The sequence below is a fragment of the Synechococcus sp. RC10B2 genome, assembly GCF_047502635.1.
Genome location: NZ_JANSHO010000090.1, coordinates 22794 through 40147, shown reverse-complemented (window position 1 = coordinate 40147; position 17354 = coordinate 22794). Strand labels below are relative to the sequence as shown.

Here is a 17354-nt window from a genome sequence, read left to right as displayed (position 1 = left end):
CGCTGCATAGTTGAACAGTGATGTTCAGCAGTGTTCAGCGTAAATGTATCAGACTTGCCTGAGCTACACAATGACCGAGCTGGGGGGTGCAGTCAGGGCAGGCCCACCCCAGATTTCCACCTGGGCGAGGACATAGCTAGTGAGCGGATAGAAGCGGACGCTGTCTTCCTCGGGCTTGATCTTCTTGCGGAGCCGCAGTTTGAGCTCCTCGAACTTGTCTTTGTCGAGGACGCACTCAAACACGCTGTATTGCACGCGCTTGCCGTAGCCTTCCAGCAGGTCGGCAATTTTCTTGCGTCGCTTGTCGCAGGGAGTATCGTAGGTAACAACATAAAGAAACATCAGCGAATCCGGTAGGGCTGGTACAAATCTTGAGGATTATAGACGGATTGCTTAAACTTTTTAACTTGCTGCGTTAGCAGATCCCAGCGGGGTTGATCTCCGTCAGGGGTCTGGATGGATCCCTCCATTCTTTGGATGAAAGCTGTAAGGTACTTTTTCCTGCCACTATCACTTAGAAAACAGCCACCATCGCGATACTCAAAGTCTTCTTCGATGTTCATAATGCCCTTGTTGATCAGCCAGAGGACTATTGAATCTACAATAGGCGCCCGAAATTCTTCCAGTAAGTCCGAAACCAGAGCAGCATGGCGTTCACTGCTAGCGTGCAAGCAACCCTGATAGGGATCCAAATCTTGCAGCTCAATCAGGGTTAATAGATGGTTCCAGAGCACCATGTAGCCAAAGCTGAGCATGGCATTAACCGGGTTAGTGGGCGGCTGTCGAGTGCGGTTAAGCAAAACAAAGCCCCTTTGCTGAAGGCAATTTCCCAATTCCGGGAAATACAGAGCCGCAGCCGCTCCTTCAATGCCCCGCAATTGATCTAGAGACTTGGCCTCAAGAGCTTGAGCAGCCAAATGTTCCAGACTGCGCAGGGTCAGATCCCCTGTCTCAGTGGGGCGCTGCCTGAGCTGCCTCATCAGCAGCACTCGGCTATTGAGAAGCTTGGCTCGCACCATCTGGGCTGCCGTTTGCAATCGCCATTCTTCAGGGAGCGCCTGTTGCAAATGAGCTAAGCGGCGGTACCCCCTCTCTATAGGAACAAGGCGACCATAGCAATAGCCTAGCCGGGAGAGATAGGCAATAGGAATATTCCGCCTCAGGCACGCTCTCACTACGTCTGTGGTTACCTGGGATCGGCCAAAGATTAAAATTTGCTCCAGCAAGGGTAGAGGCAACTCCTGCAAGAGCGACTCGCCCAAATGAACCAGCACAAACTCTTGCCTGAGGCTTAGCCTGCACCCTTGCTGGGAAACATACAAGGTTCGCATTATTGATCATCTCGACGCAGACTCTCTGAGCCTCGCCTTGGCTCTATGGAAGTGCTGGTCTTGGATTGGCGCTCTTCTGGCAAAACCTCCACGTCAATTTCAGGGCTTGACAAAAGATCCATGACCATCTCTGTTAAGCTTCCAGAAAAGAAGCTGGCAATGGCAACCAAAATAGTGTTGGTAATCACGGCTGCCAGGCCCAAGGGAGCAATGAGCAAAATGGCCAGTGTAATCGAGCCATTGATTACGGCTGTAACAAGGTTTCTGAGAACTTTGGCATTGATCTTCTTTTTGGGCATTTTGTTTCTCCAAAAATTCTTCGAGATTTCTTCTATCTCAAGGGCCAGATTACTTGAAAATCATCAGCATCTTTCTTGAGCTCCTCAAGATACTTTTTCCTAGGATCTGCCGTTGCCCCAAAAACGGTAACCACTTGGTAATCACCCAAATCGGCAATCCAAACCGGAGAGGGCAGAGCACCTCCCTGGACACCCCCGCACAAAAATCGGTCGTACTGGCCTTCCCCCCGCCGACCCAAGCGATGCAAAGTTGCCAGGGCATAGGGCTTGTGGAAATCTTTCCTGCCGCTGCAGACTACAATCTTGCAGTTGGCATCCACTGCTTCTGGCCATTTATCCCTGTCAACTCGGCCAAAACTTTGTGGGCTGTTGGGGTTAATGGCTTGCTGGGTTAGAGTCTTGAGAGCCTCAAAGAAGCTGCCCAGTCGCTTTTGGAAAAGCTTCTGAAACTCGACCACCGATCCTGGCAGCTCCCAGAAGGGACTCTCTGACTTGGGAATTAGGGTAGAGCCGCGCCACCAGGGAGGCCGGTCGCGATCCTGGCGGGAGTAGCAGGGTCTTCTAGCACCTTGGCCCACACCCCCCAGATGGAACATCATCCAGGTGAGGTTAGTAAAGAGCTTTTCCACCGCCTTCTGCTCTGCTGGGGAAGCGTAATTTTGGCACTCGCTAGAAAAACTCAAGACAAGGATCCCTTCCTGTTGGCCTGCGGCTTCTCTTCGGTGATTGGGCTCCGGCCGAGAGACTTTGCCGTTCAGCAAATCCACATGGATCCAGCCGTGTTTCTGCTCGGGGGTGATGGAGCCAAACAGTTGTCCTTCCCACTTCTGAACCTGAACAACCGGCAAAACCCCCAAGGCAAAAGTGCGAAACCAGTAGCGCAGCATATTCTTAAAAGCCACAGGCCGCACTTCGGCAATGGGTCGATTATCATAGCGATTCTTACCCGGATTCCAGTTAGCTACTTGACGCCCGTGAATGAGTTGGCCTTTTAGCTCGAAGGGCAGCCGCAGGAATTCCCCTTGCATCTTGTCCAGCGATTTTCCTAGGGGGATCAGCCGACCGTAGCCGGTATTCACCTGGGATCCCACCCCTTGCTCCAGCCCTTGGATCAGCCACTCTTTGACTTGATCCAGCATCTCATCGGTGCAGCCGGGGCCTTTGCGCAGGCCAATTAAAAAAGTGGCTTGCTTGAGAGAAAAGAACAAGTTAGGGTTAGGCGAGTAGTCAAGATTTTTTCCATTCCATTTCCAGATACTATTGGCAATATCTACAGCTAGACCCCCCGTTTTAGAATTATCGGGATCCTCTCGCCGTTGGGGCCGAGTGGGTACCGGGTAGGCATCCAAAAAGATAACCTTGCCGGCCCTGTCTTTTTCGTCAGCTTGTAGGTGCCCAAACCAAGGAGCTACGGCTTTGTCTGCTTGCTCCCAAGATAAATTGCGCTCCCGCATCAGCTCTCGAATGGCCTGGGATCGGGCTACGCCGCGCAGGGTGGAGCTGGGAATGTAAGGGATCCCTAAGGGATCGAAAGCGGGGAGCAACATGCTCTCTGGACCCTTGGCCCCACCGACTCGAATTCGCCAGGGACAAGTAACCTGAAAGGTGTCGCTGGCAATGCGTTGGGTGCGCTCATTCAAAACTTTCAGGCGGGCTCCAAGGTTGATCGTTGTTTCCACTTGGTGCGCCAGCTCCGCTTTGGTGCCGTCTTTAGAAGCATCAAGCGGCGCTCGCATCCAGCGCAGATATTCAATAAAGCCAGCGGTGGGATCCGGCCTGGGCGTGGGATCCAAGGGGTGACCCAGCCAAGGCGAGGGCGGAGGATTGTTGCCTCCTCCACCGCGCGGCTGGTTTCCCCCTCCATTGCCTCCTCTAGGAGAATTAGGGCCCCGATTTTCCTGAGGCGGCCGGCGGCTGGGATCCCCTGGCCTGGGGGGACGAGGAAGCGGCTGAGGAGCGTTGCCAGGACGAGTAGGGCGATTGCCAGTCATGGGATCTTCTCCAAAAGTGGGAAACAGCGTTAGGAATTGCCAAGGGTTTGCCGAAATTTGCGCAACATAGCGCTGGTGCCAATTTCTAGGGCGCGTCGAATGAGTTGAGGTACAAGATTGGGGATGTCGAAGTCTGGAAAAAGCCAGCTGCAGCTTGATTCTACGTAGTCTTCTCCCTGCAGAATAAAGATCCGCAAACTTCGCTCACCCAAGATCCAAACTTCCGGCACGCCGATGGCTCTATAGGCCTCGATAAAAGTTCGGGAAGTAACGTCGGACTCGATGGCCAGATCAGGTGGGGGCAACTGATCGACATCGATCCTGCCCTCGCAACCTCGCACCAACTCCAGGTGATTGACATAGAAGCAGGTGTCGGGCTCCACGCCAGCTCTGCCTGGCTTTTTGAGGGTTGTTGAGCCAAAGTCTTCCCAATCTCTCCCCTGAGCATCTAAGAGAGCCTTTACAATGTCACTGGCAATGCGATGAAGGCGCTCGTGTTTGGATAAAGGAGACATGATCTCAAAAGTGCCATCGTAGTAGGCAATGCGAGTGTGGCGATCTTCGCCCAGCTCCTCCAGAATGCTCTCGCAGTCTTGCCAGGTAAGAGAATGAATAACCACTCGGCTGCCTTCTTGCAGGGAAATCGCTTGCAGGGGGATCGCGACGCCCATTACTCTCCTCCTTTAATGTCGTGGTAGATGGCCATAGCCCAAAAGCCGAATTCCTGAGCCAAAGCCAGACCTAGCCCTGTTAAACCTAGATACTCTTCAACTCCCAATTGCATAAGACGATCCAGGCCGTTGGAGTTAGCAATTCCCTTTTGGCCAGAGATCTCTTCTAGGCAATCAAAAAACTCCTTGACTACTTGTTTTTTCCCTTCCTGGTTGAGGGCATCTTCTTCTGCCTTAAGGCGCAGCAGTCCCCAGGTGGAAAGGTAGGTGTAGAGCTCCACAGCCTGGTTTTTCTGCTCCTTAAGCTTTTCTTGGTCTCTGGTTTGAGCCCTTAACTGGCGAAGGGATTCGTAAACGGGCTTGGCCAACGTGCGGGGATCAAAAGTTTCCATAAAGCCTCCTCAACTAGTTCCAAGACAACTCGACAAAGCCCCGGCCTAGGCTCTCTTGGCCGCCAATTTGTAGAAGTTGGTTCTTCTGGATAAGCTTCTGAAATTGCTCCACTGCTTCTTGGGAACTGCCGTTGGCCTGGGCTGTTACCCCCCAGGTAAAGTACATCAGGCTATCGGGGGGGATGGCCTCTTCGTAGCGAAAGCCGCCTTCTACAACTTTGTGCTCGCTGAGCTTAACTTTTACCTGCCGCCACAGGCTCATTTGAATAAGGGTGGCACAGTGCTGATCCGGCAAGACAAGGACGCGGCTGATGCTGGAAGATTTGACAAAGCTTTGCCAGTTTTCCCACTTTTTCAGGCCATTTTTTAGGATGGCATCCTTAAGGTAGATGGGTCGGTTTGTCTCCAAGTTGGTGCTATAGGGATCCGGCGCATCCAACTTTTGACCACTTAGCCGCAGCCAGCGCTTGAGCAAGAGGGGGCAGCTAATCCAGACTACCCCGTGGCTGAGGGAAGCCACCGGCACCCACAAGAGGGATCCATCCCCAATCCAAATGGAGCCTTGGGTAAGCTGATCCCCTTCCCCAATTTCGTTGCCAAAGAGCTCGAACTTTAACTCTTTCTCGGCCACGCTGGCCCGCAATTTGCCGCGGATGGTGCTGGAAGGAATGTAGGGCAAGTTGGTGTGGGCTTCGCGGGCAATGCCCAAGAGGTTGCCTTCTTGGGTGGTGCCGCCGGTGTGCAGGGGGGTTAACAGGGTGAGATAAACCAGGTGAAAGCTCATAGAAAAACACTCCTTATCCGTCAAAACAGGACTTCAAAAGTTGACCCAAGGCAGCCAGAGCAACTCGCTGTAGCCCAACAGCCGCCAGCGGTGGAAGACGTTGAGCCGGCCATTTTCCAGCTCCGGCTCGTCCTGGGCAAGGGGAGCTGGATGCTCCAGGTAGTAGATGCTGCCAGGCGGGGCGGCAAACACTTGCGGAGCCGGTAGGCTGGTCTTGCGCGGCTCTGTCAGGGACTCCACCCGCAGGCGGCCACTAATGGGAACCGGTTTGCCGGTGGCCACGCTCACCAGAGGGCCAGTGAGGGAGTGGGCAGGATGAGGGGTGGCCAAGCGCCACTCCCAGGGCCAGGCGCGGCAGAGGGAGCGCCCCTCCACCTTTTTGATGAACACGCCGGGGGTCACCAGGTAGGCCAGAGCTCGGCGGGCTTGCCGGAAGGTCTGCCGGGAGAGCTCCTGCAGCGCTTGCCATTGCTCGCCCAGCTTTGGACAGGGGCTTAAGAGGGCGCCGTGGCCTTCTCCTCCCAGCCGCACCACCACTTCTTGCTTCAGAGGCAAGGGATCCCAAGTTTCGCGATCGGGATCCCAGCACTCGATGGAAAGGGCCAGGCTCCAGCCGGGCTGCAGGCGGATGCAGGTTTCCACAAAGTAGCCCTCGGCCTCCCGCACCTGGCGTTTGCCTGCCTGCAGGGTGTTGTGGGGCCGCACCTCCGCCACCCAGGGGGACTTTACTGCCTGCTCCAGATCCCAGCCCTTGCCCTGCAGTGCAGTTTGCACCGCCTGAAAGGGCAGGTAGCCGGCGGCCTTTTGCTTGGAGCTTGGCCGTTCCTCCTCCGGAGCTGCTGCCACCAAAGGGGCGGGCCGGGTGGGATCCCAACGGTAGCCGTCATAGGAATGGCCCTCTTCCAGCCAGGGGATGGGCACCAGCGGGGATCCCTGGTAGAGGTGCAGAGGGCCGGGGAAGTAAAGCTGCTCATCCCAGCAAAGGAAAGGGCCGCATAGGCGCAGGGTTGCCGGCTGGCCCAGGTGAGCCAGAATGGCGCCGGCCAAGGTGTGGCCGCTGGGGGGAAAGCCGCTATTGGCCCAGGCCCGCTCCCCCGGCGCAAAGGGCTTGGCATCGCGAAACATCCACACATCTAGAGGCGATAGCGTGAACCAACTCATCGACCGTTCCTCCCCAAAGTGACGGTGCGGTTGCGCAGCACAAAGGCCGCCAGCTTGAACCAGTTTTTGATGGCCAGATCCCAGGCCCCCGGCTGGGCGGGCAGGCTGTGCTGCCAAAAGTGCTGGATAAATGCGATTAGCTGGGTCTGGAAACGATCCGTCTGCTCGCTTTCGCCGTGGAAGAGATCCCGGCGGCTGCAGAACAGGCGGGCCCAAGCAGGCACCGCTTCCAGGCTGGGGGCTGGGTGCTGCTCCCAGAGCTGGGCGGCGTGTTCAAATAGGGAGCTTTGATCCTGCTTTTGGCCCAACAGCTTCCAGTCAAAATCCAGCAGGTCTTTCCACTTGTCGAAGGTGTCGAACTTGCAGGTGCTCACCAGTTGGTTGCCGTTGGCAAACAGTACCCGCACCTGGGCGCTGTCTTTGGAGCTGCCCTGGGCATAGGCCTGCTCTTTGGCGCCTTGTTCTGCCTCCCAGAGATTCTCCAGGGCAATGGCCAGGGGCACCGAGTGGTGGGCAATCACCACGCCAAAGCTAATACTGGCCAGGGATCCCAGGGTAAAAAGAGGGCGACGGCTGAGGCCAGCCGGCAACTGCGCCTTTTGCCACTGCCAGTAGTCCCCTCCGTTGGCAAACTCGCGCCAGTCGTCTTCGCCGCCGCGGAAACATTGGCGGATGTCCCAGAGCCAGCCATCCCACTCCCAGAGGTTGGTGTAGGCCAGAACGTCGTCCCCCCCGGCGTAGATAAGCCTGCCGGCATAGCGCTGCTCGGTGAGGTAGGGCACCAACTGGCCGGAAAAATCCAACAGAGCCCGGCTGAGGGCGCTGTGGGTGGCTGGGCCCATGCGCTTGCGGCTGGCTTTAACAAACTCGCTGAAGGCGTCCTTGACTTGCTTGAGCTCTTCAGAGTCGAGGACGCGGCCAATAGCGTCCCTCTGGCCATCCGCTAGGCGCTGCAGCGGCTGGGGCAGGTAGTCGTAGTAGGGCTTCATCTTCCCCCCGCTCAGCCACTGGCCCATGTCGTCGCCATCGCCCGCGGCCAGCACGTACCAACTGGCGGGGTTGATGCTGGGGTAGTAGCGGCTGAGGGTGGCTTCTATCTCCTGGCGGCAGCGCTTCTGGGTTGCCTCGTCCGCTTCCAGGTCTTCCACCAGCCAGCCGACGTTGAGCAGCCGCGGGTGGTAGCGCAGGTTTTGCTGGTCAGCCCACGGGATCCCCCACTTGCCGCGCATTTCTCGGATGACCTCCCGAATGGCGGGGTGGATGGCCTCAACGGCGCGGCAGGCCTGCTCGAAGTGCTCCAGCTCGCGTCGCCCGTGGGTTTTCAGGTAACCGGCCACGCCAGCAGTGAGATCTGGGTAGGAAGCGGCGACCTCGTCTTCGTCGAGGGTGGGGAAGAGCTCCGGCAACACCTTGTCTAGGGCCCGCTTAACCGTTTCGGTGGCGTTGAGCTGCTCGCGGCCATCGAAAAGCCCTGCCTGGCGCTGCCAAAGCCGCCGGCTCTCCCCTTCGCCAATCCAGCGATCCCCGGGGGAAGGGTGAACCACCGGCCCCACGCCAGAGACAGTGCTGCGCGGCCCAAAGGCCACCGGCAACTGCCAATCGCGGGCCTGTTTGCAAGCTGCCTGCAGCCGGCGCGTCGCCTCCACTGCCGCTGCCCACCAGGAGCCTACGTTTAGCCCTGGCTTGTGCTGGCGGTGCTGCTGCCTTTCGGGATCCCAGAAGCTGATCCGCAGGAACTCCAGCTCCGCGTCGGCAAAAAGCTGCCGCTTTCCTTTGAGGTGGTAGGTGCGGTTTTGGGCGCTGACCCAGGGATCCCGCTCAATGGACTCCTGGGACCTGAGGATGGCGGTGTCTTTGAGCCTTTGCTGGGGGGATCCCAGGGGCGCTGCCGCCCAGTAGAACTGCCACTGGTGCTCCAGCCATCCCCCCCAGGTGGGATCTTCTGGGCGCAACTGCACCAGCCAGCGGCGCTCCAGTTGCAGGTGCTCCAGCGCTCTTTCCGCCAGGTGGCGCCATTCTTCTTTGAGGGTCTGCTGGGCCAACTGCATGGCCGCCTGCAGCCGCTCTTCGGGCAACAGCAAGAGGATCACGTTGGGGAAGCCGGCGGTGAGCAGAGTGTTGGCAGAAGGCTGCGGGATCCACTCGGCAAAGGGGGGGTACTTCTCCAGCAGCCAAGCGTCGATCAAAGGCTGGCCGTAGAGGCTGGGGTAGAGCAGGCAGTCGGGGCCGTATTTCTCCGCCAGGCGCCAGCAAAGCCGTGCCGAGAGGTAGTGCAACAGCCAGGATCCAGCCCAGAAGTCCCGCATCTTGCGGCTGGCTTTGATCAGCTCCTGGATGGGGTTGAAGGTCAAGCTGGCCAAAAAAGGCCGCGTGAACTTGGGTTCGTCGTAGCCGGCCAAACAGCCTGCCAGGGCCGCCACAACGCTGGTGTGGCTCCACAGGGATCCATCGGGCAGCCGCGTTTCTGCTGGCAAAAGCAGAAGGTTTTCATCGCCAAATTCCCGAACCAACGCCTGGGGGAAACAGCGCCAGAACCACCAGAACACCTTCTGGATGTCTTCCTCTTGCCAGATCCAGTCGGGAACTACCCTTGCTTCCCGCTGCAGCAGGTACTCGGCGCGGGAGCTGGCCTGCCGCAGGGCCCGGTGTTCTTCTTCGGGCAGTTGCCAAAAGCGCTTGCGCCCGGAAAGCAGATGGCTCATCTCTAAGCCCGGCCCCAGGCTCTGGCTGCAATCAGCTACCTGGTAGTCGATGGCAACGGGCAGGTGGCCAATGGCGGCCCGATCGCTGGCGGAGGCGACCAGATCCGCATCTCCCACCTGTGCCAGAGGGGATCCCTCTGCCTTGGGCGAGATCCACCCCTGCATCGCTGCTAGGTTTGGCCACAGCCCTTCCTTAGCGCGGCCAGAGGCGTCGTGGAGGGCTTTGAGGGCAGGATCATGCAGCAGGCCCCAGAGCTTTGCTTGCCAGTAGTAGTGATAAGACATGGTGTTTTCGCAGGAAAGATAGGAAAGTTAAGAACTGAACGTGCAAGAAACAAAGTAGACAAAACCCCAGCAGCCACCCGATAGCCGGCTGCAGAAGCTACAAAACAAAGTCCGCCGATCCCGACCGGCCCTCAGGTTTTTTTCAGTATTTCTCCAGGTCAATAGGACTTGTTCAAGCTCAGCCCCTGCCAACCGCTGGACCGAAATTGAAAACCCAGAACCTGAGGGTGGGCCGACGTTGGTAGCCTACCGAGAATTGGAAGGATCCCCTTCCAATTCCCCCTCTGTTCGAGTCAATTCAGGAAACAGCGCTTCCAGTTTCGGCAGCAGCTTCTGCAGCACAAAGCTCTCCAAGGCCTCGCCGCCCAGGGGATCGGGATTCATCTGCACATGGGCTACGTCGTTGCGGTATTCGCTTAGGCAAGACCAAAGATCAGCAAGCTGCTTCACATCCGAAACGTGGGCGGCAATGGGAGGAAGGAACTGAAGCTGCTCCTCTTGCTGGACTGATTCGCCAGTTGCAGGGGGATCTCCCAAGGGCTGCTTTCTCCGCTGGATAAGGGATCCCAACTGGTGTTCAATTCCCTGCCGCGCTTCTCGTTCGAGGTAGTTTTGGATCCCCTCACAGAGGCAAAGGGCAGAAACCACCCACTCGCGGGCCAAGAGAATGGCTTGGGTGGTGAAGCGCTTTTCCACATACCAGCGCAGCAGTTGAAAGTGCTTTTGAACTTGAGCGCGGGGATCCTCCTTCTGGTCTGCCGGCAGCGCCAGTTGGCTGTAGCTATTTTGAATGCTTTGCAGCAGCAGGCCGAAGGGCTTGGCAAATTGGCCCACCTCTTCTGCCAACTCCTGGGTAGAGTGTCTTTGTAACTTGCGCAAGTCCTCCTGCAGGCTGACCGGCCTCACCAGCTCCAGAGAACGGGAGATGTCGCGGATGGCTTGTCCAAAGCTCTGCAGCCGGGTGGGCCTGGGATCCCCTTTGCCGGGCCTTTGCTGTCGGTAGAAGTCCCGTTGAACGGTGTCCAAAAGCTGGCCCAGCTCTACTGCCGAGCCGGTGCTGATGAACTTGTCGCTGGCCGTCAGCCAGTCCAGAAGCCGAATGGCCGGCGTGAGATCGATAATGGGGGTCTCCGCCTGGCCAGGGCGGTAGAGGCCGTAGTAGAGCCCCTGGATCTCGACATTTTTGGCCTTGCGCAAAAGGGCGGCTCCCAAGAGCACCAGCAGCGGGATGGAGCGAAAGGCGTGGGTGATATCAAAAAGCAGCCGGCTGTTGGGCTCGATGCCATCGACCAGCACGTCGAAAATCTCCCAGGTCTCCGCTTCCGTTTTGCCCTCAGGAATGGCTTTGGCCACCTTCTCCACCTGGGGTGGCAAGGACTCCTGCAAGCGGCCCCAGTGCTTGGCGCGGGCCTCCTCCGTCAGCAGGAGGATGATTCTATCAATTTCAAAGAGCTGGCAGAGGGCCTTGGCGACGTAGCAGGTTTTGTCTGCCCTTTGCTCCCCAAAGAAATACGTCGTCTCGGTGTAGTCGCCAGTGCCCAGGGTGGTCAAAAGGGTTTTAGCCATAGGGATCCTCCAGGTGGGTCTGCAACGCATCAAAGCACAACCGCTGGCAAGCTACCGCAACCTGGAAGCCCCCCCTTCCCAAAAACAAGAGGCCTTTTCCCGCGCAGTGAAGGCGAAAAACCCAAAGTTAGCCTAGAACTAGAAAGCAGTTGGCCTCTAGAACGAGAGGGATCCTGGCATGCTATCGACCGAAGAGCTGTCGATTGCTCATCCAAAACTTACTCCCGAACAGTTTCTCGCCTTGCCAGAGGAAGATACTACCTATGAGCTGGTCAATGGACAAGCTGTTCCCAAAGATTTGCCGATGTCTCCTCAGAGATTTCATGCCTCTTTGCAGAAGCGGCTGCTTTTCATTCTGGATGCCTGGTGTCAAGGCAAGGGGGATGTGTACACAGAGCTGGCAGTTGTTTTGCAAAGGCAGGATCAAGATTGGCTTCCTGTTCCCGATTTGCTCTATGTTTCCTTTGAACGCTGGCCAGCGCAGCTTGAGGAAGACGGCCCTTGTCCCGTCGCTCCCGAACTGGTAGTGGAGATTCTTTCTCCCGGCCAGAGTTTTGGGGCTGTACTTCAAAAAGCAGCGGACTATCTGGAAGCTGGGATCCCTCGCGTTTGGGTTGTGGATCCCCAAGCCAAGAGCATCACCGTTTTCTACCCCGATGCCCCGCCGCGGACTTTTACGGGATCCCAAGCCATCCAAGATGAGTTTCTGCCCGGCTTGAAGGTTGTCCCCCAGGATGTGTTTGCCCAGGCTCGGATCCCTTAGTTGTTTTAGCTATCTGAGAGGGCTACCATGATTGAAGCTCTGGAAAGGCTAGCAAAGGAACCTGCCGAAAGCTCTGCAACAGCTTCTCGGAAGATTTGGACTGATGAAGAGTTTATGGCTCTGCCCGATGATGGCAATTGCTATGAAGTTGTCGATGGGAAGCTGATTGCTTTGGGTTCGGCAAGTGCAAGGCATGGATACTATGTAAGTTTGATTCACATCCTCCTAGGTGCCTATGTTCGCAGCCAAAAGATTGGCTTTACTTTTGACTCCGATACTTCGTTTAAGATGAAATCTGGCAATCGCCGCTCCCCAGATTGTTCTTTCTTCTCCAAGGAGCGGCTGCGATCTCTCGGCGGGATCCCCAAGGGCTATATCGAGGGATCCCCAGATTTGGTTGTAGAAGTTCTCTCTGAAGTCAACACAGTGGGAGAGATCCACAATAAAATCGTCGAGTACTTTGAAAATGGATCCCGCCTTGTTTGGCTTATTCATCCCGAAGAAAAGTATGTTTTGGTTTACCGTCAGCCTGAGCCCGCAGCATTGAAGCGGCCAGGAGATATCCTGGAAGGCGAAGAGGTGATCCCTGGGTTTGCCTTGGATTTGTCAGAGTTTTTTGCCGAACCTGAGTTTTAGCTGTTTGCCAAGCTCGCAAGTCTTCCAGGGTTCCGCGGCACCTGGTAAACTGGCGCCAAAAACGGGATCCAATTTCATGAGGCCGGTTTACCTGCAAGTTCTGGAGCGCAACCCCAGACGGCTGCGAATTGCCCTGCAAAGGTTTACCCCTGAGCAACTGGCCTGGCGGGTGGTGGCGGGTTTGGGGCTGTTGGCGCTGGGATCCCAGCTCTGGGGCCGCTCGCCGCTGGTGGGGTTGCTGGCCGTAGCAGCGGGCCTGGGGATTGGGATCCCTTGGGGGTTGGGGCAGATCCTGAATCTAGATTGCCAAAGCCAACGGGTGACCTTGACCCGGCTGGGTGGCCCTTGGGGCTTTTGGCGGCAGCAGGTGTTTTCCTATCCCTTGGCTCAGTTGAAAGGAGTGCGGCTGCATCGAGTGGGTCAGGAAGTTTTGGATAACCAAGCTCAAGAGAGTTTTCAGGTCCAAAGCCAAGTGCGGCTGCAGTTTCACAGCGATCCTTCTAAACCGGAGCTGAACGAGGAGGTCATCGCCTGCTTTAGCAGCCAAGTCGGCATCAAAGGGGACGAACCAGAAGCTTTCGTGCTCTCTCAGCGGCTGGTGCGCTGGATTCAGAACTATCTATCCGAACACTCAGGAAACCTAAGAAACAACTCTTCACCCTGAAAGCCCCCTTTTCGAGGATACTGCCCCACCGTTCCAGTAGACTCAAACTTTGCTCTCCTTTTCGGGGAGATGGGGAATTGTTGGCACAGTGCTTGATCCTGGGTTAGAAATGCTGCTGAGATTCTTGTAAGCTTTGACACTCCATACACTTACTTATACTTAACTACGTAATCATGAGCGTCTCCTGGAATCTAGTCAACCTAAACACCTTACTCGACCGAAACACTCTGCCCGGATGGCTTTGGCTGCTCCTTTGGGGATCCTCACTGGCCGTGGTGATGTACTGGCAAAAGCGCTGGCTGCAGCGGGATCATGTGGGTTTTCCCGATGTCATCATGCTGGCGCGTGCAGATACGACGGTGGTGGAATGTAACGAAGCTTGCCAGAAAATCTTGGGGGATTGGCGGGGCAGGCGCTGGATCGACGTGCTGCCGACAGAAGAGCAAGAGCAGGTGCGGCAAAAGATAGCCCAGCTCACCCCTCAGCAGCCTACCTTCACCCGAGTTGGCAGGGTATCGGATGCGTTGGGGCAGGTGCGGTGGTTTGAGTGGATCAACCAAGGCATTTTTGACCGGCGGGGCCGCTTGCAGTTTATTCGCGGCGTGGGCCGAGACATTACCGAGAAGAAACAGTTGGAAGAAAACCTGCGGCTGCGGGAGGCCCAACTGCGCACCTTGTTGGATGCCCTGCCATTGGCGGTGTGGGCCAGGGATCCCCAGGGAGTGCTGATTTTGCAAAATGCCACTGACCGCGCCTGGTATGGCGACCTGCTGGGCACTTCTCTGCAAGAGGCAGCGCAGCAACATCCCCACTGGCTGGAGTACACTGGGCAAGCCTTGTCTGACCTGGAGCGGCAAGGGTTTTCCCGATTGGAGAGCAAGGAAATCATCCAAGGCCAAGAGCGCTACACCTATCGCCTGGCTGTCAAGCTGCAGGATGAGTCCAAAGGTTTGGGATGGCTCGGCATTGTCTTGGATATTACCGAGCAAAAGCGGCTGGAACAACAACTGCGAGAACAACAGGAGCGCTTTCGCGCCTTCCTCGACAACAGCCACGACATTTTGTGGTGGATCGATGCCCAAGGCTTGGTTCATACTCTCAATCGCCCGGTTACCGAGAAAGTCTTGGGTCGTTGTCCTGAGGAGGGAGAACCTATACCTCTGGATTGGGTTCACCCGGAAGATCGCCAGATCGTTGCCGACGCCCTTGAACAACTGAAGGCTCGGCCTGGCGAGACGCTCAGCTTTGTCTATCGGTTGCAGCACGCCGATGGCCATTGGGTGTGGCTGGAGAGCCGCTGCACCAACCTTTTGCAGGATCCTTTAGTGCAGGGGATTGTGTGCAGCAGCCGCGATATCACCCAACAAAAGCAGGTGGAACTGGCTTTGCGAGAGAGCGAGGCCCGCTTTCGGGAAATTACAGAGGCTGTACCGGTGACTTTCTTCCTACAGTCGGCAGACTTTAGCCGCGCTCTTTACAAAAGTCCTCGTTGTGAACAGATTTTCGGATACACACCAGAGGAGCTTTATCGCCAGCCGGATCTGTGGAAGGAAAGGATCCACCCAGAGGATCTGCCAAGAGTGATGGAAACCCTGTCTCTTGCCACCCAAGGCAAAACGTCAGTTACCTATCGGATTTTCCACCCAGATGGCAGGCTGCGCTGGTTGCGTACCTCTTGTTACCCTGTCTTGAACGAGCAGCAGGAAGTCGTTCACATCGCAGGCATTACCGAAGATATTACGGAGCAGAAAGAAGCAGAGCTGGCTCTACAAGAAAGCGAAGCTCGGCTTAGGGCTATTCTGGATGGGATCCCTTTTTCCATCTTCCTCAAAGACCTGGAGGGGCGCTATCTTCACGCCAACAGGTTTTATCTACAACAGAGAGGTTCTGAGCTAGGAGAACTTATTGGCAAGCTGGATGATGAGCTTTTCACTCCCGAAGAGGCCCGCGAGTTCCGAGAGCAGGATCAGAGAGCCCTCCAATCTCCGGATCCTGTCAGCTACGAGCGGACTTTTTCCCGCAATGGCAAGCAATTGAGCCAGTGGGTTACCAAATTTGCCCTGCGAGATTGCCAGGGGGATCCCTATGCCGTTTGCGGCATTGTGGTAGATATCACCCCCCTCAAACAAGCCCAGGATCTGCTGCTGCAAGAGGCAGAGCGAGAGAGACTCCTGGGATCCCTGCTGCGCCGCATCCGCGAGAACTTGGACTTGCAGCCCCTCTTGCACACTACAGCGGCGGAAGTGCGAGAGTTTCTCCAGGTGGATCGGGTGATGATCTACCAGTTACAGGACGGCATAGGGGGATGGGTAGCTGCCGAGGCGGTGCTGGATCCCTGGCCCAGCCACTTGGGCCGCTCCGTGTGGGATGAGTATTTCCACAGGGATCCCTGCCATCGCAAGTACCAGCAGAGCTTTGTGCAAGCCATCGAAAATGTGGCGACCGCCAGTTTGGATCCTTGCTATCGGCAGCTCTTGGAATCTTTCCAGGCCCAGGCCAACTTGGTGATCCCAATCCGACGGGGTGAAGACCTTTGGGGCCTCTTGGTGGCGCAGCACTGCCAATCCAGCCGCCCGTGGCAGGAGTGGGAAATTGAGCTTTTGCAGAAGCTGACCGACCAGTTGGCTATCGCGTTGCAACAGGCTCAGTTGTACGAGCAGGTAAAAGCTCTAAACCAAACGCTAGAAGAAAAAGTGCGGCAGCGCACTGCGGAGCTAGAGCGGGCTTTGCAATTTGAGGCTTTCCTAAGAAGCATTACCAACCGCGTGCGCGATTCTCTCGACGAAGCCGAGATCCTCAGCGCTGCCGTGCGCGAGCTAGGGGAGAGCCTGGATGCCGATGGCTGCGATATCGGCCTTTACAACGCCGAGCTCACCCTTTCCACCATCCGCTACGAGTATTGCCCCCGCTCCGATTCTTATCTGAACCTCTCCATCCCTTTGCAGGGAGGGCCTTACGAAACCGTGTATCGACAATTAACTGCAGGGCAGCCTTGTCTATTTTGCTTCTTAGGGCGAGCCTCGGAAAACCGCCAGGTAGTAATGGCTTGTCCCTTGCTAGATAAAGGCCAAGTGCTGGGGGATCTGTGGATCTTTCGCTCGGCGGCGCGTCCTTTCGACGACCAGGAGATCCAACTTATCCAGCAGGTGGCCAACCAATGTGCCATTGGGCTGCGCCAGGCGCGCCTGTTCCAGGCTGCCCAAGAGCAGGTGCAAGCCCTGGAGCGCCTCAACCGTCTCAAAGACGACTTCATCAGCACCGTCAGCCACGAGCTGCGCACTCCCCTGGCCAGCCTGAAAATGGCCCTGAAAATGCTGCAGATAGCTCGCTCAGAGGAGAAACGAGCGCAATACTTCCTCATTGCCGAGCGGGAGTGCCAGCGGGAGATCGAGCTCATCAACGACCTGCTGGATCTGCAGCGGCTGCAGGCGGGGGCCTATGCGCTGGAGGTGCAAGCCCTCACCTGGCGAGATCTGCTGGGGGATCTGCTGACCGTTACCGAAGAGCGGGCCCGCGCCAAGGGGCAGAGCTTTCAAGCCAGCGTCCCCCTAGAAAGCACCATCACAACGGATCCCTTGCTGTTGCAACGTATCCTGCGGGAGCTGCTGCACAATGCTGTGAAATACACCCCGGCCCAGGGATCCATCCGCCTACGGGTAGAAACCGAAAACCGCCGCAGCATCGTCGAGGTCAGCAATAGCCAGCCGATCCCCGCCGAGGAGTTGACCCGCATCTTTGAGCGCTTTTACCGCATTCCCAGCAACGATCCTTGGAAGGAAGGGGGCACGGGTCTGGGCTTGGCCTTGGTGAAACAGATGGTGGATCAGTTGCGCGGATCCATCGAGGTGAGCAGCGCCGCCGGCTGGACAACCTTTACGCTTCACCTACCTCATCTGCCCCAACTTTGACACAAAAGGATAGCTTGGTAGCCCCGTACTTGAGTGCGGGGCGGAAAAGCCCTTGAGCCACTTTAGTTGCTTCTTTGTTATAGTTAGTACAGAGCTTCTCCAGGAAAACAACCTACTGCGGTGCAAAACCCGCGCGGCAATAACTAACCTGGAGGAACTTAAGTCCGAAGTAAGCAGAACTTTGAGGTTATGCCTCAAAGG

General features: G+C 56.7%; 14 protein-coding genes. 4 read left to right on the top strand and 10 right to left on the bottom strand.

From position 1 onward, the window contains the following. Window positions 1–63: 63 nt before the first annotated feature. The 10 genes from cas2 to csx2 all read right to left on the bottom strand — a co-directional run bounded on the left by cas2 (window position 64) and on the right by csx2 (window position 11182). Entirely contained in the window at window positions 64–342 is a 279-nt protein-coding gene (gene cas2, locus NW855_RS14400) for a CRISPR-associated endonuclease Cas2 (RefSeq protein WP_414329659.1), read from the bottom strand. Then, window positions 342–1331, bottom strand: coding sequence for a CRISPR-associated endonuclease Cas1 (gene cas1 / locus NW855_RS14395; RefSeq protein ID WP_414402814.1), 990 nt, complete (start codon window positions 1329–1331; stop codon window positions 342–344). Before cas1 ends, cas2 begins: the two co-directional genes overlap by 1 nt. Next, the gene (csx18, locus tag NW855_RS14390; protein WP_099812781.1) at window positions 1331–1630 is read right to left on the bottom strand and encodes a CRISPR-associated protein Csx18; all 300 of its coding nucleotides are present in this window, start codon (window positions 1628–1630) and stop codon (window positions 1331–1333) included. The genes cas1 and csx18 overlap by 1 nt, the downstream gene beginning before the upstream one ends. Window positions 1631–1662: 32 nt before the next feature. Continuing rightward, complete coding sequence (locus NW855_RS14385; protein ID WP_414508996.1) at window positions 1663–3423, bottom strand: RAMP superfamily CRISPR-associated protein; 1761 nt, start codon at window positions 3421–3423, stop codon at window positions 1663–1665. A gap of 227 nt (window positions 3424–3650) precedes the next feature. Beyond that, window positions 3651–4292 carry a Uma2 family endonuclease gene (locus NW855_RS14380; RefSeq protein WP_099812779.1) on the bottom strand — a complete coding sequence of 214 codons (642 nt, stop codon included), beginning with the start codon at window positions 4290–4292 and terminating at the stop codon, window positions 3651–3653. After that, window positions 4292–4684 (bottom strand): hypothetical protein, encoded by a 393-nt coding sequence (locus NW855_RS14375; RefSeq protein WP_099812778.1) that lies wholly within the window; start codon window positions 4682–4684, stop codon window positions 4292–4294. The genes NW855_RS14380 and NW855_RS14375 overlap by 1 nt, the downstream gene beginning before the upstream one ends. A 13-nt stretch (window positions 4685–4697) precedes the next feature. Next, the gene (gene cmr4, locus NW855_RS14370) at window positions 4698–5468 is read right to left on the bottom strand and encodes a type III-B CRISPR module RAMP protein Cmr4 (RefSeq protein ID WP_414402816.1); all 771 of its coding nucleotides are present in this window, start codon (window positions 5466–5468) and stop codon (window positions 4698–4700) included. Between the two features lie 33 nt (window positions 5469–5501). Next, a complete protein-coding gene (locus NW855_RS14365) occupies window positions 5502–6629 on the bottom strand; it encodes a type III-B CRISPR module-associated protein Cmr3 (RefSeq protein WP_414508995.1) in 1128 nt (375 codons plus the stop codon). Beyond that, window positions 6626–9616 carry a type III-B CRISPR-associated protein Cas10/Cmr2 gene (gene cas10 / locus NW855_RS14360; protein ID WP_414508994.1) on the bottom strand — a complete coding sequence of 997 codons (2991 nt, stop codon included), beginning with the start codon at window positions 9614–9616 and terminating at the stop codon, window positions 6626–6628. The genes NW855_RS14365 and cas10 overlap by 4 nt, the downstream gene beginning before the upstream one ends. Window positions 9617–9862: 246 nt before the next feature. Further along, entirely contained in the window at window positions 9863–11182 is a 1320-nt protein-coding gene (gene csx2, locus NW855_RS14355; RefSeq protein ID WP_414508993.1) for a TIGR02221 family CRISPR-associated protein, read from the bottom strand. A gap of 178 nt (window positions 11183–11360) precedes the next feature. Here csx2 and NW855_RS14350 point away from each other — a divergent pair, with 178 nt between their 5' ends. The 4 genes from NW855_RS14350 (at window position 11361) to NW855_RS14335 (ending at window position 17153) form a co-directional block, all read left to right on the top strand. Beyond that, window positions 11361–11945 carry a Uma2 family endonuclease gene (locus NW855_RS14350; protein ID WP_011431342.1) on the top strand — a complete coding sequence of 195 codons (585 nt, stop codon included), beginning with the start codon at window positions 11361–11363 and terminating at the stop codon, window positions 11943–11945. Between the two features lie 27 nt (window positions 11946–11972). Beyond that, window positions 11973–12581: a Uma2 family endonuclease gene (locus NW855_RS14345; RefSeq protein ID WP_414390289.1), complete on the top strand. Its 609-nt coding sequence runs from the start codon at window positions 11973–11975 to the stop codon at window positions 12579–12581. Window positions 12582–12657: 76 nt separating this feature from the next. Next, window positions 12658–13245 (top strand): hypothetical protein, encoded by a 588-nt coding sequence (locus tag NW855_RS14340; RefSeq protein ID WP_414508992.1) that lies wholly within the window; start codon window positions 12658–12660, stop codon window positions 13243–13245. A 278-nt stretch (window positions 13246–13523) separates the two neighbouring features. Then, window positions 13524–17153, top strand: coding sequence for a PAS domain S-box protein (locus NW855_RS14335; RefSeq protein WP_414508997.1), 3630 nt, complete (start codon window positions 13524–13526; stop codon window positions 17151–17153). The last annotated feature ends 201 nt before the right edge of the window (window positions 17154–17354 follow it).

Bases quoted from the DNA above. Each gene is read 5' to 3' on its own strand.
- NW855_RS14335 (WP_414508997.1), top strand. From the start codon at position 13,524: ATGTACTGGCAAAAGCGCTGGCTGCAGCGGGATCATGTGGGTTTTCCC.
- cas1 (WP_414402814.1), bottom strand. From the start codon at position 1,331: ATGCGAACCTTGTATGTTTCCCAGCAAGGGTGCAGGCTAAGCCTCAGG.
- NW855_RS14345 (WP_414390289.1), top strand. From the start codon at position 11,973: ATGATTGAAGCTCTGGAAAGGCTAGCAAAGGAACCTGCCGAAAGCTCT.
- NW855_RS14380 (WP_099812779.1), bottom strand. From the start codon at position 4,292: ATGGGCGTCGCGATCCCCCTGCAAGCGATTTCCCTGCAAGAAGGCAGC.
- csx18 (WP_099812781.1), bottom strand. From the start codon at position 1,630: ATGCCCAAAAAGAAGATCAATGCCAAAGTTCTCAGAAACCTTGTTACA.
- csx2 (WP_414508993.1), bottom strand. From the start codon at position 11,182: ATGGCTAAAACCCTTTTGACCACCCTGGGCACTGGCGACTACACCGAG.
- NW855_RS14350 (WP_011431342.1), top strand. From the start codon at position 11,361: ATGCTATCGACCGAAGAGCTGTCGATTGCTCATCCAAAACTTACTCCC.
- NW855_RS14375 (WP_099812778.1), bottom strand. From the start codon at position 4,684: ATGGAAACTTTTGATCCCCGCACGTTGGCCAAGCCCGTTTACGAATCC.
- cmr4 (WP_414402816.1), bottom strand. From the start codon at position 5,468: ATGAGCTTTCACCTGGTTTATCTCACCCTGTTAACCCCCCTGCACACC.
- cas10 (WP_414508994.1), bottom strand. From the start codon at position 9,616: ATGTCTTATCACTACTACTGGCAAGCAAAGCTCTGGGGCCTGCTGCAT.
- cas2 (WP_414329659.1), bottom strand. From the start codon at position 342: ATGTTTCTTTATGTTGTTACCTACGATACTCCCTGCGACAAGCGACGC.
- NW855_RS14365 (WP_414508995.1), bottom strand. From the start codon at position 6,629: ATGAGTTGGTTCACGCTATCGCCTCTAGATGTGTGGATGTTTCGCGAT.
- NW855_RS14340 (WP_414508992.1), top strand. From the start codon at position 12,658: ATGAGGCCGGTTTACCTGCAAGTTCTGGAGCGCAACCCCAGACGGCTG.